Consider the following 17,197-nt stretch of genomic DNA (forward strand, 5'->3'; position numbering starts at 1 on the left):
GAGGGGAAGACCTATGAAATTTAGAAGTGTGTTTGATATTATTGGACCCGTCATGATTGGTCCATCAAGTTCGCACACGGCGGGTGCGGCTCGTATTGGAAGAGTGGCTCGCAGCTTGTTCGGAAGAGAACCGAAACGAATTACTGTATCGTTTTATGGCTCTTTTAAAGATACGTATAAAGGACACGGGACAGATGTAGCCATTATCGGCGGTGTTCTTGACTTTGATACATTTGATGAACGAATTAAAACAGCGATCGATATTGCAAAAAGCAAAGAAATCGACATTGAGTTTAAAGAAGAAGATGCGGTGCCAGCGCATCCAAATACAGCAAAAGTAGAAATTTCAGATGCGAATGGAAGCCTTGAATTAATCGGGATTTCCATTGGCGGAGGTAAAATTGAAATCACAGAATTAAATGGCTTTGAACTGAGACTCTCAGGGAATCACCCGGCCATTCTTGTGGTTCATAACGACCGTTACGGGACGATTGCAGCAGTTGCCAATGTGTTAGCGAAATTCGCCATCAACATTGGTCATATGGAAGTGGCACGTAAAGAGGTCGGGCAAGAAGCACTCATGACGATTGAAGTGGATCAGAATATTGATCCAGCGGTTTTAACAGAGCTTGAGACGCTGCCAAACATTATTCAAGTCACACAAATTGCAGAGTAACAACAAGGAGGTTATGTATGATGTTTAAAAACGTCAAAGAACTCGTGCAGCTAACAGAAGAACGGAATACCTCCATTTCAGAAATTATGATTACTCAAGAAATGGAAGTGACAGGGAAGTCACGTGAAGACATTTTCTCGCAGATGTACCGCAACCTAGAAGTGATGGAACAGGCCGTTGAAAACGGACTGAAAGGTGTGAAATCATTATCTGGTTTAACAGGCGGGGATGCTGTGAAACTTCAAGCATATATCGCATCAGGCAAAACATTGTCTGGTCATACCATTTTAGATGCTGTCAGTAAGGCAGTGGCAACAAATGAAGTGAACGCAGCAATGGGAACGATCTGTGCAACGCCTACAGCTGGCTCAGCAGGTGTTGTGCCAGGAACGCTCTTTGCGGTGAAAGAAACATTAAAGCCAACAAAGGAACAAATGGTCAGATTCCTATTTACATCTGGTGCATTTGGTTTTGTTGTCGCCAATAACGCAAGTATCTCTGGTGCAGCAGGCGGCTGTCAGGCAGAAGTAGGATCTGCATCAGGTATGGCAGCAGCAGCCATTGTAGAAATGGCAGGCGGTACGCCGCAGCAATCCGCTGAAGCCATGGCCATCACCTTAAAAAATATGCTAGGTCTTGTTTGCGATCCAGTCGCAGGACTTGTGGAAGTGCCATGTGTGAAACGAAACGCAATGGGCGCTTCTAATGCGATGATTGCAGCAGATATGGCACTTGCCGGCATTACAAGCCGCATCCCTTGTGATGAAGTCATTGATGCGATGTACAAAATTGGTCAAACGATGCCAACCGCTCTTCGTGAGACTGCACAAGGCGGACTTGCTGCAACACCGACAGCAAGGGAGCTTGAAAAGAAGATTTTCGGAGGTGTGACCTCATCTCGTGATACAGAAATTGCAAGATAAGATCTCTGCCTTGAAAGGGATTGGAGAAGAAACAGAAAAAACACTAAATGAACTTGGAATCTACACAGTAGCCGATTTACTCGGCTACTTTCCTTATCGATATGACGACTATGAGCTTCGCAACTTAGAAGAAGTCAGGCATGACGAACGTGTCACAGTTGAAGGAAAAGTGCACAGTGAGCCCGTTCTCACCTATTATGGAAAAAAACGAAGCAGGCTGACATTCAGGCTGCTTGTCGGTCGTTTTTTGATTACAGCCATATGCTTCAATCGCCCTTATTTAAAACGAAGTCTTGTTTTAGGCGATACGGTATCCGTCACAGGGAAGTGGGATAAAAACCGGCAATCCATTATGGTTCAGGAATTTAAAAAAGGAACACACGAACAAGATGGCAGTATAGAACCTGTTTATTCAGTCAAAGAAAATGTAACCGTGAAGATGATGAGACGATTTGTAAAACAAGCGTTGTCACTCTATGTAGATCATGCAGAAGATCCACTGCCAAAGCAGCTTGTAGCTGCTTATAAACTCATGTCTTATCAAGAAGCACTAAAAACCATTCATCTCCCTGAAACGAGAGACTCGCTCAAGCAAGCAAGACGACGCTTCGTGTACGAGGAATTTCTCATCTTCCAGCTGAAGATGCAGGCGATCAGAAAAAAAGAACGAGAAAAAACATCAGGCATCCAGCATCCGTTCTCAAAAGAGGCGGTCTTTGAGTTTGTTCATAGCCTGCCGTTCCCGCTGACAAAAGCACAATCAAGAGTGCTGGATGAAATTATGTCAGATATGGCATCCCCGTACCGGATGAACCGGCTTCTTCAAGGGGATGTTGGATCGGGGAAAACAGCTGTAGCGGCAATTGCCCTTTATGCCGCCCATTTATCCGGCTTTCAAGGTGCGCTGATGGTGCCAACTGAAATTTTGGCTGAACAGCATGCCGATTCACTGTATCAGCTATTTGAAAAATGGGGGCTAAATATTGCTCTTTTGACGAGTTCAGTGAAAGGAAAGCGCCGCAGAGAACTGCTTGAACGTCTGAAAGAGGGAGATATTGATATTTTAGTCGGCACGCATGCCCTTATCCAGGACGAAGTGGAATTTCAGCAGCTTGGTCTTGTTATTACAGATGAACAGCACAGGTTCGGCGTGGAACAGCGGAAAAAACTGCGAAGCAAAGGGCAGGACCCAGATGTTTTGTTTATGACCGCAACGCCGATTCCAAGAACGCTTGCCATCACAGTATTTGGAGAAATGGACGTCTCTGTCATTGATGAGCTGCCAGCTGGCCGAAAGCAGATTGAAACGTATTGGGTGAAGCATGACATGCTTGAGCGGATTCTTGCTTTTGTTGATAAAGAGCTGAGAAAAGGCAGACAAGCGTATATTATTTGTCCACTTATAGAAGAATCAGACAAACTGGATGTCCAAAATGCGATTGATGTTCACAGCATGCTGACAGAGGCGTATCGCGGAAAATGGTCGATCGGCTTGATGCACGGGAAACTCGCAAGTGATGAAAAAGATCAAGTGATGAGAGATTTCACTTCCAATGAAGTGCAAATCCTTGTGTCAACGACAGTTGTTGAAGTTGGAGTCAACGTGCCAAATGCGACCATCATGGTCATTTATGATGCAGACCGTTTTGGACTGTCACAGCTTCATCAGTTAAGAGGCCGGGTCGGACGCGGAGAGCATCAATCTTTTTGTATTTTAATGGCGGACCCTAAATCAGAGACCGGTAAAGAGCGCATGCGGATCATGTCTGAAACAACGGATGGCTTTGAACTGTCTGAAAAGGACTTAGAACTAAGAGGCCCTGGCGACTTCTTTGGCAAAAAACAAAGCGGAATGCCTGAATTTAAAGTGGCAGATATGGTTCATGACTATAGAGCGCTTGAAACCGCTAGAAAAGATGCGGCAGAGCTCGTGCAGTCTGAAGCCTTTTGGACAGACCCTGAATACAAAGAACTTAGGCAAACACTCGTAGACAGCGGTGTGCTTGGCGGAGATAAATTGAGCTGATCAAGTGCTGGAGGAATTTTCTTGTCTTTTTGAAACAAGGATTGATTTATCATCTATGAGATTATATACTACTATTAGTACCTAGTCATAAATGTACGGATGGTGTCTGCATATGAAACTAAATAAAAAAGAACGACAAAGGCTTCTCCAGCAAACGATCAGCTCGACTCCGTTCATTACTGATGAAGAATTGGCAAGTAAGTTCGGTGTAAGCATTCAAACAGTTCGTCTTGACCGTTTGGAGCTGTCAATCCCTGAATTACGCGAACGAATTAAGCACGTGGCCGAAAAGACATTAGAGGATGAAGTGAAGTCTCTTCCGCTGGATGAAGTCATTGGAGAAATGATTGATGTAGAGCTTGATGATCAAGCGATTTCCATTTTTGAAGTAAGAAAAGAGCATGTATTCAGCCGTAACCAAATTGCCAGGGGACATCATCTTTTTGCCCAGGCAAATTCGCTGGCAGTAGCCGTCATCGACGATGAACTGGCTTTGACAGCAAAAGCAAATATTAAGTTTACAAGGCAGGTCAAACAAGGCGAAAGAGTCGTCTCAAAAGCCAAAGTTGCCTCACATGATAAAGAAAAAGGCAGAACGGTAGTTGAAGTAAACAGCTATGTAGGTGAGGAAGTTGTCTTCTCAGGCGATTTCGTCATGTATCGCTCAAAACAAAAGTAAAAGGTGGCACATAACATGAGAATTGCAGTCGATGCAATGGGGGGAGATCATGCCCCTAAAGCCATTATTGACGGTGTGCAAAAAAGCTTAGAAGCATTTTCAGATATCGAGATTACACTAGTCGGCGATGAAAGCAAGATCAAATCATACATAACAAATCATGAACGCATCACGATCTTAGATGCAAAAGAAGTCATTGAACCAACGGATGAGCCAGTGCGTGCAGTGAGACGTAAAAAGGATTCTTCTATGGTGAAAATGGCGCAGGAAGTTTCAGAAGGAAGAGCAGATGCCTGTATTTCAGCTGGAAATACTGGGGCTCTCATGACAGCAGGCCTGTTTATCGTAGGCAGAATTGATGGCATTGACAGACCAGCACTTGCTCCGACGTTGCCAACACTTGATGGCAGCGGGTTCTTATTGTTGGATGTCGGCGCAAACGTTGATGCAAAGCCAGAGCATCTTGTGCAATATGCCATGATGGGATCTATTTACGCAGAGCATGTCTTCCCGAAGAGCAATCCACGCGTTGGACTTTTAAATGTCGGGACAGAAGATAAAAAAGGCAACGATTTAACGAAAAAAACCTTTGAATTATTAAAAGCATCAGATTTGAATTTCGTAGGAAATGTAGAATCGCGTGACTTATTAGAGGGTGTAGCTGATGTCGTTGTCACAGATGGTTTCACTGGGAATATCGCCCTTAAAACGATCGAAGGCACAGCCCTTTCTGTTTTTAAAATGCTGAAAGAAACCTTAACATCCAGTTTCACTGCTAAAATAGCAGCAGGTATGATGAAGCCAAAATTAATGCAGATGAAATCTAAAATGGATTACTCCGAATATGGTGGTGCCGCATTATTTGGTTTAAAAGCGCCCGTTATTAAAGCGCATGGTTCCTCTGATGAAAATGCGATTTTTCATGCCATTCGTCAGGCGCGCGACATCGTTAAAAAAGACGTTTCAGCTATCATTCATCAAGAAGTTCAAAAAGAAGACACGAATGAGTCGTAATGGAGGTAGAGCAGCATGAGTAAAATTGCTTTTTTATTCCCAGGCCAAGGTTCTCAAAAAATTGGCATGGGAAAAGATTTATTTGACCAAGAAGCAGCATCTAAAGCTGTGTTTGAAGAAGCAGATCAGACCCTTGGTTTTGATTTATCTTCAATGATTTTTGAAGGAGATGCAGAAGAACTGACGCTGACATATAATGCACAGCCAGCTCTTTTAACGACAAGCATCGCGATCTTAAAGAAGTTTGAAGAGAGCGGAATCAAAGCAGATTATGCAGCAGGGCACAGCCTGGGTGAATATACAGCCCTTGTTGCAGCGGGAGCTCTTTCGTTTAAAGATGCCGTTTACGCAGTGAGAAAGCGCGGCGAATTAATGAATGAAGCCGTTCCAGCAGGAGAAGGCGCAATGGCGGCGATTCTTGGCTTAGACCAAGCAGCGCTTGTAGAAGTGACAAAAGAAGTGACAGAAAGCGGTCATCTTGTAGAACTTGCGAACTTAAACTGTCCGGGCCAAATCGTCATCTCTGGTACAGCAAAAGGTGTGGAACTTGCATCAGAGAAAGCGAAAGAAAAGGGCGCAAAACGTGCAATTCCACTTGAAGTGAGTGGACCTTTCCATTCTGCATTAATGAAACCAGCAGCTGAAAAATTCACAGGTGTATTATCTAAATTAGACATTTCTGATGCCGCGACGCCAGTGATTTCAAACGTAACAGCAGACATCGTGACATCACGTAATGAAATTGAAACGAAGCTGATTGAACAATTGTATTCTCCTGTTCGATTTGAAGAAAGTGTAGAACGCCTGATTGACTTAGGCGTGACAACATTTATTGAAATTGGTCCTGGTAAAGTGCTCTCAGGTCTTGTGAAAAAAGTCAATCGCCGCCTGACGACCATTTCCGTATCAGATCAAGCAACAATTGAAGCAGCCATTCAAACACTCAAGGGGGATTCTTGATGCTTACAAATAAAACAGCCGTTGTCACAGGTGCATCTCGCGGTATTGGTCGTTCGATTGCGATCGATTTGGCGAAAAAAGGTGCCAATGTTGTGGTGAACTATTCAGGCAACGAAGCAAAAGCAAATGAAGTCGTAGATGAGATCAAAGCACTTGGCCAGCAGGCTTTTGCTGTCAAAGCGGATGTGTCAAATGCAGAAGAAGTACAGGCATTAATGAAACAAGCCGTTGATACATTTGGTTCAATCGACATTCTTGTGAATAATGCTGGAATTACAAAGGACAACCTGCTCATGAGAATGAAAGAAAATGAATGGGATGATGTCATTAACATAAACTTAAAAGGTGTCTTCAACTGTACAAAAGCTGTGACACGTCAAATGATGAAACAGCGCAGCGGAAGAATCATCAATGTAGCATCTGTTGTCGGCGTTTGCGGAAACCCTGGACAAGCAAACTACGTTGCAGCAAAAGCTGGTGTGATCGGTTTAACGAAAACAACAGCGAAAGAGCTGGCCAGCCGTCATATTACAGTCAATGCCGTAGCACCAGGCTTTATTTCTACTGATATGACTGACAAGCTTGATGAGAATGTTCAAACAGAAATGCTTAAGCAAATCCCGCTCGCACGCTTTGGTGCGCCTGAAGATATAAGCAACGTTGTTGTCTTTTTAGCTTCAGAAGGAGCAGGTTATATTACAGGCCAAACCATCCAAGTGGATGGCGGAATGGTTATGTCCTAAGAAATATCAAAATTTCGTTACGTTTTCTCTAGTTTTTTAAAAACGAATCAACTATAATACTTTGAGGGGAGGTGAAAGGCAATGGCAGACGTATTAGAGCGTGTATCAAAAATTATTGTAGACCGCCTTGGCGTTGATGAGGCTGACGTGAAAATGGAAGCTTCATTTAAAGAAGATTTAGGCGCTGATTCCCTTGATGTAGTTGAGCTAGTTATGGAACTTGAAGATGAGTTCGATATGGAAATTTCTGACGAAGATGCTGAAAAAATTGCAACAGTCGGTGACGCTGTGAACTACATAAATAGCCAGCAATAAGCGTAACAAAGTCCCGTCTATTTTCATGGCGGGACTTTGAAAATTTATGTTAGTTTCAACATATTCAGCTGATCAATTGTCAGCCTTTTTCAGATGCTAAGGAGCACGGTTTCCTTGCATGTAGAAAGAGAGACTCCATATAATCAGTATCCTTAAAGGCGATGACGCCTACCTGGAGGTTGCTATGCCAAAACACTATAAAGACAAACAGAAACAGAGCAAAAAACTAGAGCAATTCAGAGAATTTCAGCAGCGCATTTCTGTACACTTTAAAAATGAAAAACTACTCTATCAAGCCTTTACACATTCCTCTTATGTGAATGAGCATCGGAAAAAACCTTATGAGGATAATGAAAGACTTGAATTTTTAGGGGACGCTGTTTTAGAATTGACGATCTCACAGTTCTTATTTGCAAAGTATCCAGCCATGAGCGAGGGAGATTTAACAAAATTGAGAGCGGCGATCGTATGTGAGCCATCACTTGTGTCATTAGCACATGAGCTGTCCTTCGGAGACCTTGTTCTTTTAGGAAAAGGGGAAGAAATGACAGGCGGCAGAAAGCGTCCGGCACTCTTAGCAGACGTATTTGAGGCGTTTATCGGAGCGCTTTATTTAGATCAAGGACTTGAGCCTGTTGAACGATTCCTAGAAGCCTATGTGTACCCGAAAATTAATGACGGGGCATTCTCACATGTTATGGACTTTAAAAGCCAGCTTCAAGAATTTGTTCAGCGAGATGGAAAAGGTGTACTTGAATACCGAATCCTGCATGAAAAAGGCCCAGCACATAACCGGGAATTTGAAGCCAATGTATCCCTTAGAGGAGAAGTGCTCGGAATTGGAAATGGCCGTTCAAAAAAAGAAGCGGAACAGCATGCTGCACAGGAAGCACTTGCTAAATTACAGAAACATCATATGAACCAATAAAATCCCCCTCGTGATTCAGGGGGATTTCACTCTGTTTTCCATCATCTTTTTTCAGTTCATATGGTAAGATAATAGTACTTTAAATACATAAGGAGGATCACTCTCATGTTCCTCAAACGTTTAGACGTGATAGGATTCAAATCTTTCGCACAGCGGGTGACTGTAGACTTTGTCAAAGGGGTTACAGCTGTTGTTGGACCAAACGGAAGCGGCAAAAGTAATATTACTGATGCGATCCGCTGGGTACTTGGAGAGCAATCAGCAAAAAGCCTCCGCGGAGGAAAAATGGAAGACATCATTTTTGCAGGAAGTGACTCAAGAAAACGAGTCAACTTAGCAGAAGTGACATTAACGCTCGATAACGAAGATCACTTTTTGCCGATCGATTTTCACGAAGTCAGTGTGACAAGAAGAGTCTATCGTTCTGGAGAAAGTGAATTTCTCATTAACAATCAATCTGTCCGCTTAAAGGATATTATTGATCTTTTCATGGATTCAGGTCTTGGAAAAGAAGCTTTTTCGATCATCAGCCAAGGTAAGGTAGAAGAGATTCTATCGAGTAAAGCTGAAGAAAGACGTAGCATCTTTGAAGAAGCAGCTGGTGTCCTGAAATATAAAACAAGAAAGAAAAAAGCCGTGAACAAACTGTTTGAAACGCAGGACAACTTAAACCGGGTAGAAGATATTCTGCATGAACTAGAAGATCAAGTAGAACCACTAAGAATGCAGGCATCTATTGCAAAAGACTATCTGCAAAAGAAAGAAGAACTTGAAAATGTAGAAATTGCTCTCACCGTCCATGATATTGAAGCACTGCACAAAAAATGGACAACACTTGGTGAAGCTGTCGAGCGGTTCAAACAAGATGAAATGAAGCAGTCCACAGACATTCAAGCGAAGGAAGCCAAAATCGAAGAATCGAGAGACCGTATTCAGGCGCTTGACGATTCGATTCATGACCTCCAAGAAGTCCTCCTTTTCACAAGTGAAGAACTAGAAAAGCTTGAAGGGAAAAAAGAAGTTCTAAAAGAACGGAAAAAAAATGCGGCCGCTAACCAAGGGCAGCTAGAAGACACGCTCGTGCGTTTAACCGAAAAACAGGCGTTGTTAACGGAAAAGATTGAACAGCAGAAAGTCACACGTGACAGCCTGCAAACAGAAGTGCAGCAGCTAAAAGATGAAGTGAAAACAAAACAGCATCAGCTGTCTCTTCATAGTGAAGATGTGGAAGGGCAAATTGAACAGCTGAAAAGCGATTATTTTGACCTATTAAACGAGCAAGCTTCTATCCGAAACGAACGTAAATTACTAGAAGAACAGCAGCGCCAAGCAGCCTTGCAGCTAGAGCGGTTAACGCAAAATAATCAGAAACATATCGAAGAACGGGTATCTGTGAAGGAAAAGAAAACAGAAGCCGAGAAGCAACTTTCAGAACGAGAAGAAGACATTTTGGCTCAGGTGAAACGCTTTAGAGAAGCGGAACAAAAGCTAGAGCAGATGAAACGTCAATACGAGAAAAAAGAAACGGCACTTTACCAAGCCTATCAATATGTACAGCAGGCAAAATCTAAAAAAGAAATGCTTGAATCCATGCAGGAAGACTTCTCAGGATTTTTCCAAGGAGTGAAAGAGGTTTTAAAGGCAAAGGATCGGTTAGGCGGTATTCACGGGGCGATTGCAGAGCTGATTCAAACAGAGCAGCAACATGAAACAGCGATTGAAATTGCACTTGGCGCAGCCACGCAGCATGTCGTTACTGAAAATGAAGCGGCTGCCAGACAGGCCATTGGATACTTAAAGCAGCATTCCTTTGGGCGTGCGACCTTCCTGCCGATGAACGTCATCAAAGAACGAACCATTCAGTTCAGAGATATTCAAACAGCTGAGCAGCATGACGCATTTATCGGCGTAGCGAGTCAGCTCGTTTCCTTTGATGAAAAGTATGAAAAAGTCATTCGGAATTTGCTTGGAACGGTCCTGATTGTTCGAGACTTAAAAGGTGCCAACGAGCTAGCGAAAATGCTTGGACATCGTTATCGTATCGTGACCCTTGATGGGGACGTGGTGAACCCAGGCGGTTCAATGACTGGGGGAGGCGTAAAGAAAAAGAACAATTCCCTCCTGTCCAGAAACCGAGAGATTGAAACATTAACAAAGCAGCTCGTTGAGATGGAAGAAAAAACAACGATCCTTGAAAAAGAAACAAAAGAAACGAAGCAATCGATTGCCGAAAGCGAAGTCCAATTAAATGAATTGCGTCAGCGCGGCGAAATGCTTCGAGAAAAGCAGCAAGAGTTAAAAGGGACATTATATGAACTGCAAGTAGCTGAAAAAAATATTAACGCTCATCTAGAGCTCTATGATCAAGAAAAAGAAGAGTTGCAGCAGCGCTCTAGCGAACTTGCGAGCAAGGATAAAGAGCAGGCAGCCCTTGAAACATCTATAGGTGAGAAACTGACCTCTCTTGACGAAGAGATCAACACGTTAACAAAACGGAAGCAGACCCAAAGCTCAACGAAAGAAACCATTTCTTCCGAATTAACAGAGCTGAAAATCTCGCTTGCCAAAAAAGAGCAGTCTTTAGCAAATGAACAAGAAAAACTGTCGAGCTTAACGGCTGAATTAGAAGAGGCTGAAAAGACGCTGACGGAAACAAAAGAAGATTTGTCCCTCTTAACAAGTGAAATGTCATCCAGCTCAAACGGCGCCGAACAACTGGAAGAAGCGGCAAAAGAGAAACTGGAACATAAAAACAAAACGACAGCGCTTATCTCAGAGCGACGCAAACAGCGCCTGGCTCTTTCTGAAACATTAGAATTCGCTGAACGTGAACTGAAAGAGCAAAAACGCCTGTATAAACAGCTCACGACAAGCTTAAAAGATGAAGAAATCAAGCTTGGCCGCATGGAAGTTGAACTTGATAACCTCATCGCCTATTTAAACGAAGAGTATGCCCTTTCGTTTGAAGGAGCAAAAGAAATGTATCATCTGACGCTATCGCCGGATGAAGCAAGAAAACGCGTGAAATTGATCAAACTAGCCATTGAAGAGCTTGGAACAGTGAACTTAGGCAGCATTGACGAGTATGAACGTGTGAATGAACGTTTTCTCTTCTTAACTGAACAACGCAATGATCTGACAGAAGCGAAAAATACGTTATTCCAAGTCATTGAAGAAATGGATCAGGAGATGACGAAACGTTTCTCTGAGACATTCTCTCAAATCCGCGGACATTTTGAATCTGTTTTCCAAGCATTATTTGGCGGAGGAAGAGCAGACCTTAAGTTGACAGATCCAAACGATTTACTAAACTCAGGTGTCGATATTGTGGCGCAGCCGCCGGGGAAAAAGCTGCAAAATCTAAGCCTGCTTTCAGGCGGAGAAAGAGCATTAACAGCCATCGCTTTATTATTCTCGATCTTAAAAGTGAGACCTGTTCCATTCTGTGTGCTAGATGAGGTAGAAGCGGCGCTTGATGAAGCGAATGTGTTCCGCTTTGCCCAGTATTTAAAGAAATACAGCCAAGAAACACAGTTCATTGTGATTACACACCGAAAAGGAACCATGGAAGAAGCAGATGTTCTGTACGGTGTCACGATGCAGGAGTCAGGTGTCTCAAAACTGGTATCTGTCAAACTAGAGGAAACGAAAGAGCTTGTCCAGTAATTAAAGGAGGTTTTTGAACCCATGAGCTTTTTTAAGAAATTAAAAGAAAAATTTACGCAGCAAACCGATTCAGTATCAGAAAAGTTTAAAGATGGACTTGAAAAAACGAGAAATTCATTTCAGGGAAAAGTAAATGAACTCATTTCTCGCTATCGTAAAGTGGATGAAGACTTTTTTGAAGAACTAGAAGAAGTGTTAATCGGTGCGGATGTTGGTTTCACGACTGTGATGGAACTGATTGATGAGCTGAAAAAAGAAGTGAAATTAAGAAACATTCAAGACCCAAGTGAAGTACAAGCAGTCATCTCTGAAAAACTCGTGGAGATTTACAATAGTGGTGAGGAACAAATTTCTGAACTGAACATTGAAGACGGCCGTTTAAATATTATTTTATTCGTAGGCGTGAACGGTGTCGGTAAAACCACAACCATTGGTAAGCTGGCAAACAAGCTAAAAAATGAAGGGAAATCCGTCATTTTAGCAGCAGGTGATACGTTCCGTGCGGGGGCGATTGAGCAGCTTGAAGTATGGGGCGAGCGCTCTGGTGTTCCTGTCGTTAAACAAACAGCAGGCTCTGACCCGGCAGCGGTCATCTATGATGCCGTTCAATCAGCTAAAGCCAAAAAAGCAGATGTCTTGATCTGTGATACAGCAGGCAGACTGCAAAACAAAGTCAACTTGATGAAAGAGCTAGAGAAGGTCAAGAGAGTCATTGAACGCGAAGTGCCCGATGCACCGCACGAAGTACTGCTTGCCCTTGATGCGACAACGGGTCAAAATGCGATGGCGCAAGCGAAGGAATTTTCTAAAGCAACAAACGTGACAGGTATCGCTTTAACAAAGCTTGACGGTACTGCAAAAGGCGGGATTGTTCTTGCCATTCGCAATGAGCTCAACATCCCTGTAAAACTTGTCGGATTAGGTGAAAAAGTAGACGATCTGCAAGAGTTCGATGCTGAATCGTATGTGTACGGATTATTCTCAGACATGATTGATCAAGAAGACTAATCAAACTGCCGGCAAAACTGCCGGCTTTTTTATTTAAATATCGCCGCAGGAAGTGACAAGATAAAAACTTGACACATAGATCAGAACCGTGTAAACTTAGTTGTTGTAAAGGGAATGAACTTAACAAAGGGGAGAGAGCCCATGACGCTTGAAAAGACAACGAGAATGAACTACTTGTTTGATTTCTATCAATCGTTGTTGACCGCAAAACAAAAGAGCTACATGTCGCTTTACTACCTAGACGATTTTTCCCTCGGTGAAATTGCGGATGAATATGAAGTATCAAGACAGGCTGTTTATGATAATATTAAACGGACTGAAGCGATGCTTGAACAATATGAAGAAAAGCTGCTCTTGTTTAAGAAATTTAAAGAGCGTAAAGAACTTCTCACAAAAATGAGAGAGCTTGTAGCAGATTCCGCGCAAAAGGAAGAAGCAGAAGCTTTAATTGAATCGCTTGAGAAATTAGATTAGGAGGCGGCACAGTATGGCATTTGAAGGATTAGCCGACCGACTGCAGCAGACGATTTCAAAAATCCGCGGCAAAGGAAAAGTGTCAGAACAAGATGTAAAAGAAATGATGCGCGAGGTACGCCTTGCCCTTCTTGAAGCTGACGTCAATTTTAAAGTAGTCAAAGACTTTGTGAAAAAAGTAAGCGAGCGGGCAGTTGGACAAGAGGTCATGCAAAGTCTTACCCCAGGACAACAGGTCATTAAAGTTGTAAAAGAAGAACTCACTGAATTAATGGGCGGGGAAGAGAGTAAAATCGCTGTAGCGAAAAAATCTCCAACTGTCATTATGATGGTTGGTCTTCAAGGGGCAGGTAAAACGACCACAACTGGAAAGCTTGCCAACTTACTTCGCAAAAAACATAATCGCAAGCCGATGATGGTGGCCGCTGATATTTACAGACCAGCAGCGATCCAGCAGCTTCAAACGCTTGGGAAACAGCTTGATATGCCCGTCTTCTCATTAGGTGATCAAGTCAGTCCTGTCGAAATTGCCAAACAGGCAATTGAAAAAGCGAAAGAAGAACATCATGATTATGTCATTTTAGATACAGCAGGACGTCTTCATATTGATGAAGACTTAATGGATGAACTTCAGAAAGTAAAAGAAGTCGCAAATCCAGAAGAGATTTTCCTCGTTGTTGACTCGATGACTGGTCAAGATGCTGTCAATGTCGCAAAAAGCTTTAATGAACAGCTTGGTTTAACAGGTGTCGTTCTGACAAAACTAGACGGTGATACGCGAGGCGGGGCAGCACTATCAATTCGTGCAGTCACAAATACGCCGATTAAATTCGCCGCACTAGGTGAAAAGCTTGATGCAATTGAACCATTCCATCCAGAGCGGATGGCATCGAGAATTCTTGGCATGGGAGATGTGCTCACGCTTATTGAAAAAGCACAAGCAAACGTTGACCAAGATAAAGCGAAAGAGCTTGAACAAAAAATGCGGACAATGAGCTTCACGCTCGATGATTTCCTCGAGCAGCTTGGGCAGGTTCGCAACATGGGTCCACTTGATGAACTGATCCAAATGATGCCGGGAGCCGGTAAAATGAAAGGGCTCAAAAACGTCCAAGTAGACGAAAAGCAGCTCAATCACATCGAAGCGATCATTAAATCAATGACGACCGAAGAAAAAGAACAGCCAGAGGTCATCAATGCAAGCCGCAGAAAACGGATTGCAAAAGGAAGCGGAACATCTGTACAGGAAGTCAATCGCCTTTTAAAACAATTTGACGAAATGAAAAAGATGATGAAGCAAATGACCAATATGTCCAAAGGAAAGAAAAAAGGCGGCTTTAAATTACCATTTATGTAATTGGTTATACATGATAAAACCGTTGTTAAGAAAAAACACTTTACAAACCCTTTTATCATTGTTAATATACTATCTTGTTGAAATATTTTCGGAGGTGCTAGTAAAATGGCAGTAAAAATTCGTTTAAAACGTATGGGATCAAAAAGATCTCCTTTCTATCGTATTGTTGTAGCAGATTCTCGTTCACCACGTGACGGTCGTTTCATCGAAACAGTTGGAACATACAATCCAGTGTTATCACCAGCTGAGGTGAAAATCAACGAAGAATTAGCGCTTAAATGGCTTCAAAATGGTGCGAAACCATCTGATACAGTTCGTAACCTTTTCTCAAGCCAAGGAATTCTTGAAAAATTTCATAATGCGAAAAACAGCAAATAATGAATGAGCTGTCCTTGGAAGAATTGATTGTGTCCATCGTCGAGCCACTTGTTGATTTCCCTGAAGATATTCACGTATCTTCATTAGAAAAAGATGAGCAGGTCATTTACACACTGTCTGTCAATGCTGAAGATACCGGAAAAGTGATCGGAAAGCAGGGACGTACAGCTAAAGCGATACGAACAGTCATGTTTGCAGCAAGTGCAGAGTCTTCTAAGAAAGTTCAACTTGAGATTGCTGACTAAAAAGGGAGAGGGCTTAGGACCTCCCCTTTTTTTACACGTTTAAATCTATTTTTCGTTATACTGTAGAGGACAAATGCCTTCGGATAGGGGGACAAAAAGGAAGATGCAGATCATTCAACATGTCACCGTCATGCAAGTATTAACTGAAAGCAGTAAGGACAAACTGTTAACGACTTTTTTGGAGAAAAAAGAAAGACTAGAACGTGAGTGCAATCAACTATATTTTCAACTAAAAAAGCATGAAAAAGAACCACATCAGCAAGAAGCCATCCCTCAATTTCAAAAAGCCATTGAAAAAAGACAAGAGAAAATGAGGCAAATTGATTTTCAAGTCGAGCAGCTGCATATCTTGCCTCTTGGCAGTGAAATGAAAGAAACAGAAGTGGATGCGCTGATTGAAGTAAAAATAGGTGATAAATGGGATGACAAAATGCAAGACAATGTCATCGTCGTGAAAGACGGCACCATTGTGGAAATACGTCAGGGGTGATTATAGAACATGGAACTAGAATGGTTGAATGTCGGAAAGATCGTCAATACACATGGAGTGCGCGGAGAAGTACGTGTTGTGTCAAAGACTGATTTCCCAGAAGAACGCTACAAAAAAGGCAGCGTCCTTTATATTTTCAAACAAAATCAAAAAGAACCGCTAAAAGTGACTGTCGCATCACATAGACAGCACAAACAATTTGATTTACTGACATTTGAAGAAGTCGGTTCATTAAATGAAGCTGAGCAATTAAAAGAGTCGATTTTAAAAGTAGAAAAAGAACATCTTGGTTCATTAGATGAAGGGGAATACTATTTCCACGAAATCATCGGCTGTGAAGTATATGATGAAGAGGACAAACTGATTGGTCAAATCAAAGAAGTTTTAACGCCAGGGGCAAATGATGTATGGGTGGTTGGAAGAAAAGGCAAAAAAGATGCCCTCATCCCTTATATTCCATCTGTCGTCAAAACAGTTGATATTTCATCCAAGAAAGTACACATTGAAGTGATGGAAGGACTCATTGACGAATGAAAATTGACTTTTTAACACTGTTTCCTGAAATGTTTGAAGGAGTGCTTCACTCATCGATCTTAAAAAAAGCTCAGGAAAAAGATGCGGTCTCATTTGATGTCGTGAATTTTAGGGAGTATTCCGATCATAAACATAAAACAGTGGATGACTATCCGTATGGCGGCGGTGCTGGCATGGTTCTGAAAGCACAGCCTGTATTTGATGCGGTAGAAGATTTAACGAAAAAAGCAAACAAGAAGCCCCGCATTATTCTTGTCTGTCCTCAAGGAGAAAGATATACACAAAAGAAAGCAGAAGAGCTTGCAAAAGAAGAGCATCTTATGTTCATTTGCGGCCACTATGAAGGCTACGATGAGCGCATCAGGGAGCATCTTGTCACAGATGAAATCTCAATCGGGGATTTCGTTCTCACAGGCGGAGAGCTGCCAGCGATGATGATTGCAGACAGTGTGGTCAGGCTTTTGCCTCATGTGCTTGGAAAAGAAGCGTCTCATATCGAAGATTCATTTAGTACAGGTCTGCTTGAGCATCCGCACTATACAAGACCAGCTGATTATAAAGGATTGAAAGTACCAGATGTGCTTCTCTCTGGAAATCATGCCAAAATTGAAGAGTGGCGGCGTAAAGAATCGTTGAAGCGAACCTATACAAGACGGCCAGATTTGATCGATTCTTGCAAAACATTAACGGATGAAGAAAAAAGATGGCTTTGGCAGCTTCATAATGACTAGATTGTATTGCACAAGGTATACAGGTGTGGTATGATACTACTTGTGACTTG

At 42.5% G+C, this 17,197-nt stretch carries 18 protein-coding genes; all 18 read left to right on the forward strand.

Translation table 11 applies throughout. The features are described from left to right. The first annotated feature begins 13 nt into the window (after window positions 1-13). The 18 genes from sdaAB (at window position 14) to trmD (ending at window position 17,147) form a co-directional block, all read left to right on the forward strand. Entirely contained in the window at window positions 14-676 is a 663-nt protein-coding gene (gene sdaAB, locus NST73_RS08025; protein WP_017367229.1) for an L-serine ammonia-lyase, iron-sulfur-dependent subunit beta, read from the forward strand. A 20-nt stretch (window positions 677-696) separates the two neighbouring features. Then, entirely contained in the window at window positions 697-1,599 is a 903-nt protein-coding gene (gene sdaAA, locus NST73_RS08030; RefSeq protein WP_024720342.1) for an L-serine ammonia-lyase, iron-sulfur-dependent, subunit alpha, read from the forward strand. Next, window positions 1,577-3,625, forward strand: a complete 2,049-nt coding sequence (gene recG / locus NST73_RS08035; RefSeq protein WP_041507316.1) for an ATP-dependent DNA helicase RecG — start codon at window positions 1,577-1,579, stop codon at window positions 3,623-3,625. The genes sdaAA and recG overlap by 23 nt, the downstream gene beginning before the upstream one ends. A 112-nt stretch (window positions 3,626-3,737) precedes the next feature. Next, entirely contained in the window at window positions 3,738-4,304 is a 567-nt protein-coding gene (gene fapR / locus NST73_RS08040; RefSeq protein ID WP_008344859.1) for a transcription factor FapR, read from the forward strand. A gap of 15 nt (window positions 4,305-4,319) precedes the next feature. Next, window positions 4,320-5,318: a phosphate acyltransferase PlsX gene (gene plsX / locus NST73_RS08045; protein ID WP_017359101.1), complete on the forward strand. Its 999-nt coding sequence runs from the start codon at window positions 4,320-4,322 to the stop codon at window positions 5,316-5,318. Window positions 5,319-5,333: 15 nt separating this feature from the next. Continuing rightward, window positions 5,334-6,278 (forward strand): ACP S-malonyltransferase, encoded by a 945-nt coding sequence (fabD, locus tag NST73_RS08050; protein ID WP_342499503.1) that lies wholly within the window; start codon window positions 5,334-5,336, stop codon window positions 6,276-6,278. Beyond that, window positions 6,278-7,021 carry a 3-oxoacyl-[acyl-carrier-protein] reductase gene (gene fabG, locus NST73_RS08055; RefSeq protein WP_008344855.1) on the forward strand — a complete coding sequence of 248 codons (744 nt, stop codon included), beginning with the start codon at window positions 6,278-6,280 and terminating at the stop codon, window positions 7,019-7,021. Before fabD ends, fabG begins: the two co-directional genes overlap by 1 nt. Window positions 7,022-7,102: 81 nt before the next feature. Further along, a complete protein-coding gene (acpP, locus tag NST73_RS08060) occupies window positions 7,103-7,336 on the forward strand; it encodes an acyl carrier protein (RefSeq protein WP_003212028.1) in 234 nt (77 codons plus the stop codon). Between the two features lie 184 nt (window positions 7,337-7,520). Further along, window positions 7,521-8,264 carry a ribonuclease III gene (gene rnc, locus NST73_RS08065; protein WP_017367233.1) on the forward strand — a complete coding sequence of 248 codons (744 nt, stop codon included), beginning with the start codon at window positions 7,521-7,523 and terminating at the stop codon, window positions 8,262-8,264. 105 nt (window positions 8,265-8,369) lie between these two features. After that, complete coding sequence (smc, locus tag NST73_RS08070; RefSeq protein WP_342499504.1) at window positions 8,370-11,930, forward strand: chromosome segregation protein SMC; 3,561 nt, start codon at window positions 8,370-8,372, stop codon at window positions 11,928-11,930. Between the two features lie 21 nt (window positions 11,931-11,951). Beyond that, window positions 11,952-12,938 carry a signal recognition particle-docking protein FtsY gene (ftsY, locus tag NST73_RS08075; RefSeq protein ID WP_017359097.1) on the forward strand — a complete coding sequence of 329 codons (987 nt, stop codon included), beginning with the start codon at window positions 11,952-11,954 and terminating at the stop codon, window positions 12,936-12,938. Between the two features lie 141 nt (window positions 12,939-13,079). Beyond that, a complete protein-coding gene (locus NST73_RS08080) occupies window positions 13,080-13,412 on the forward strand; it encodes a putative DNA-binding protein (RefSeq protein ID WP_008344844.1) in 333 nt (110 codons plus the stop codon). Window positions 13,413-13,425: 13 nt separating this feature from the next. Then, on the forward strand, window positions 13,426-14,769 hold the full coding sequence (ffh, locus tag NST73_RS08085) for a signal recognition particle protein (protein WP_008344842.1): 1,344 nt from the start codon (window positions 13,426-13,428) through the stop codon (window positions 14,767-14,769). 105 nt (window positions 14,770-14,874) lie between these two features. Further along, on the forward strand, window positions 14,875-15,147 hold the full coding sequence (gene rpsP, locus NST73_RS08090; RefSeq protein ID WP_003212139.1) for a 30S ribosomal protein S16: 273 nt from the start codon (window positions 14,875-14,877) through the stop codon (window positions 15,145-15,147). Beyond that, entirely contained in the window at window positions 15,147-15,392 is a 246-nt protein-coding gene (locus NST73_RS08095) for a KH domain-containing protein (protein ID WP_012009937.1), read from the forward strand. The genes rpsP and NST73_RS08095 overlap by 1 nt, the downstream gene beginning before the upstream one ends. A gap of 103 nt (window positions 15,393-15,495) precedes the next feature. Then, window positions 15,496-15,882, forward strand: a complete 387-nt coding sequence (locus NST73_RS08100; protein WP_008344839.1) for a YlqD family protein — start codon at window positions 15,496-15,498, stop codon at window positions 15,880-15,882. Between the two features lie 9 nt (window positions 15,883-15,891). After that, on the forward strand, window positions 15,892-16,416 hold the full coding sequence (rimM, locus tag NST73_RS08105) for a ribosome maturation factor RimM (protein ID WP_138278510.1): 525 nt from the start codon (window positions 15,892-15,894) through the stop codon (window positions 16,414-16,416). Further along, entirely contained in the window at window positions 16,413-17,147 is a 735-nt protein-coding gene (gene trmD / locus NST73_RS08110) for a tRNA (guanosine(37)-N1)-methyltransferase TrmD (RefSeq protein WP_007499635.1), read from the forward strand. The genes rimM and trmD overlap by 4 nt, the downstream gene beginning before the upstream one ends. Window positions 17,148-17,197 lie beyond the last annotated feature (50 nt).

It is taken from the genome of Bacillus sp. FSL W7-1034 (assembly GCF_038593365.1).
Classification (GTDB): Bacteria; Bacillota; Bacilli; order Bacillales; family Bacillaceae; genus Bacillus; species Bacillus altitudinis.

Bases quoted from the DNA above. Each gene is read 5' to 3' on its own strand.
- sdaAB (WP_017367229.1), top strand. From the start codon at position 14: ATGAAATTTAGAAGTGTGTTTGATATTATTGGACCCGTCATGATTGGT.
- sdaAA (WP_024720342.1), top strand. From the start codon at position 697: ATGTTTAAAAACGTCAAAGAACTCGTGCAGCTAACAGAAGAACGGAAT.
- fapR (WP_008344859.1), top strand. From the start codon at position 3,738: ATGAAACTAAATAAAAAAGAACGACAAAGGCTTCTCCAGCAAACGATC.
- plsX (WP_017359101.1), top strand. From the start codon at position 4,320: ATGAGAATTGCAGTCGATGCAATGGGGGGAGATCATGCCCCTAAAGCC.
- fabD (WP_342499503.1), top strand. From the start codon at position 5,334: ATGAGTAAAATTGCTTTTTTATTCCCAGGCCAAGGTTCTCAAAAAATT.
- fabG (WP_008344855.1), top strand. From the start codon at position 6,278: ATGCTTACAAATAAAACAGCCGTTGTCACAGGTGCATCTCGCGGTATT.
- acpP (WP_003212028.1), top strand. From the start codon at position 7,103: ATGGCAGACGTATTAGAGCGTGTATCAAAAATTATTGTAGACCGCCTT.
- rnc (WP_017367233.1), top strand. From the start codon at position 7,521: ATGCCAAAACACTATAAAGACAAACAGAAACAGAGCAAAAAACTAGAG.
- smc (WP_342499504.1), top strand. From the start codon at position 8,370: ATGTTCCTCAAACGTTTAGACGTGATAGGATTCAAATCTTTCGCACAG.
- ftsY (WP_017359097.1), top strand. From the start codon at position 11,952: ATGAGCTTTTTTAAGAAATTAAAAGAAAAATTTACGCAGCAAACCGAT.
- NST73_RS08080 (WP_008344844.1), top strand. From the start codon at position 13,080: ATGACGCTTGAAAAGACAACGAGAATGAACTACTTGTTTGATTTCTAT.
- ffh (WP_008344842.1), top strand. From the start codon at position 13,426: ATGGCATTTGAAGGATTAGCCGACCGACTGCAGCAGACGATTTCAAAA.
- rpsP (WP_003212139.1), top strand. From the start codon at position 14,875: ATGGCAGTAAAAATTCGTTTAAAACGTATGGGATCAAAAAGATCTCCT.
- NST73_RS08095 (WP_012009937.1), top strand. From the start codon at position 15,147: ATGAATGAGCTGTCCTTGGAAGAATTGATTGTGTCCATCGTCGAGCCA.
- NST73_RS08100 (WP_008344839.1), top strand. From the start codon at position 15,496: ATGCAGATCATTCAACATGTCACCGTCATGCAAGTATTAACTGAAAGC.
- rimM (WP_138278510.1), top strand. From the start codon at position 15,892: ATGGAACTAGAATGGTTGAATGTCGGAAAGATCGTCAATACACATGGA.
- trmD (WP_007499635.1), top strand. From the start codon at position 16,413: ATGAAAATTGACTTTTTAACACTGTTTCCTGAAATGTTTGAAGGAGTG.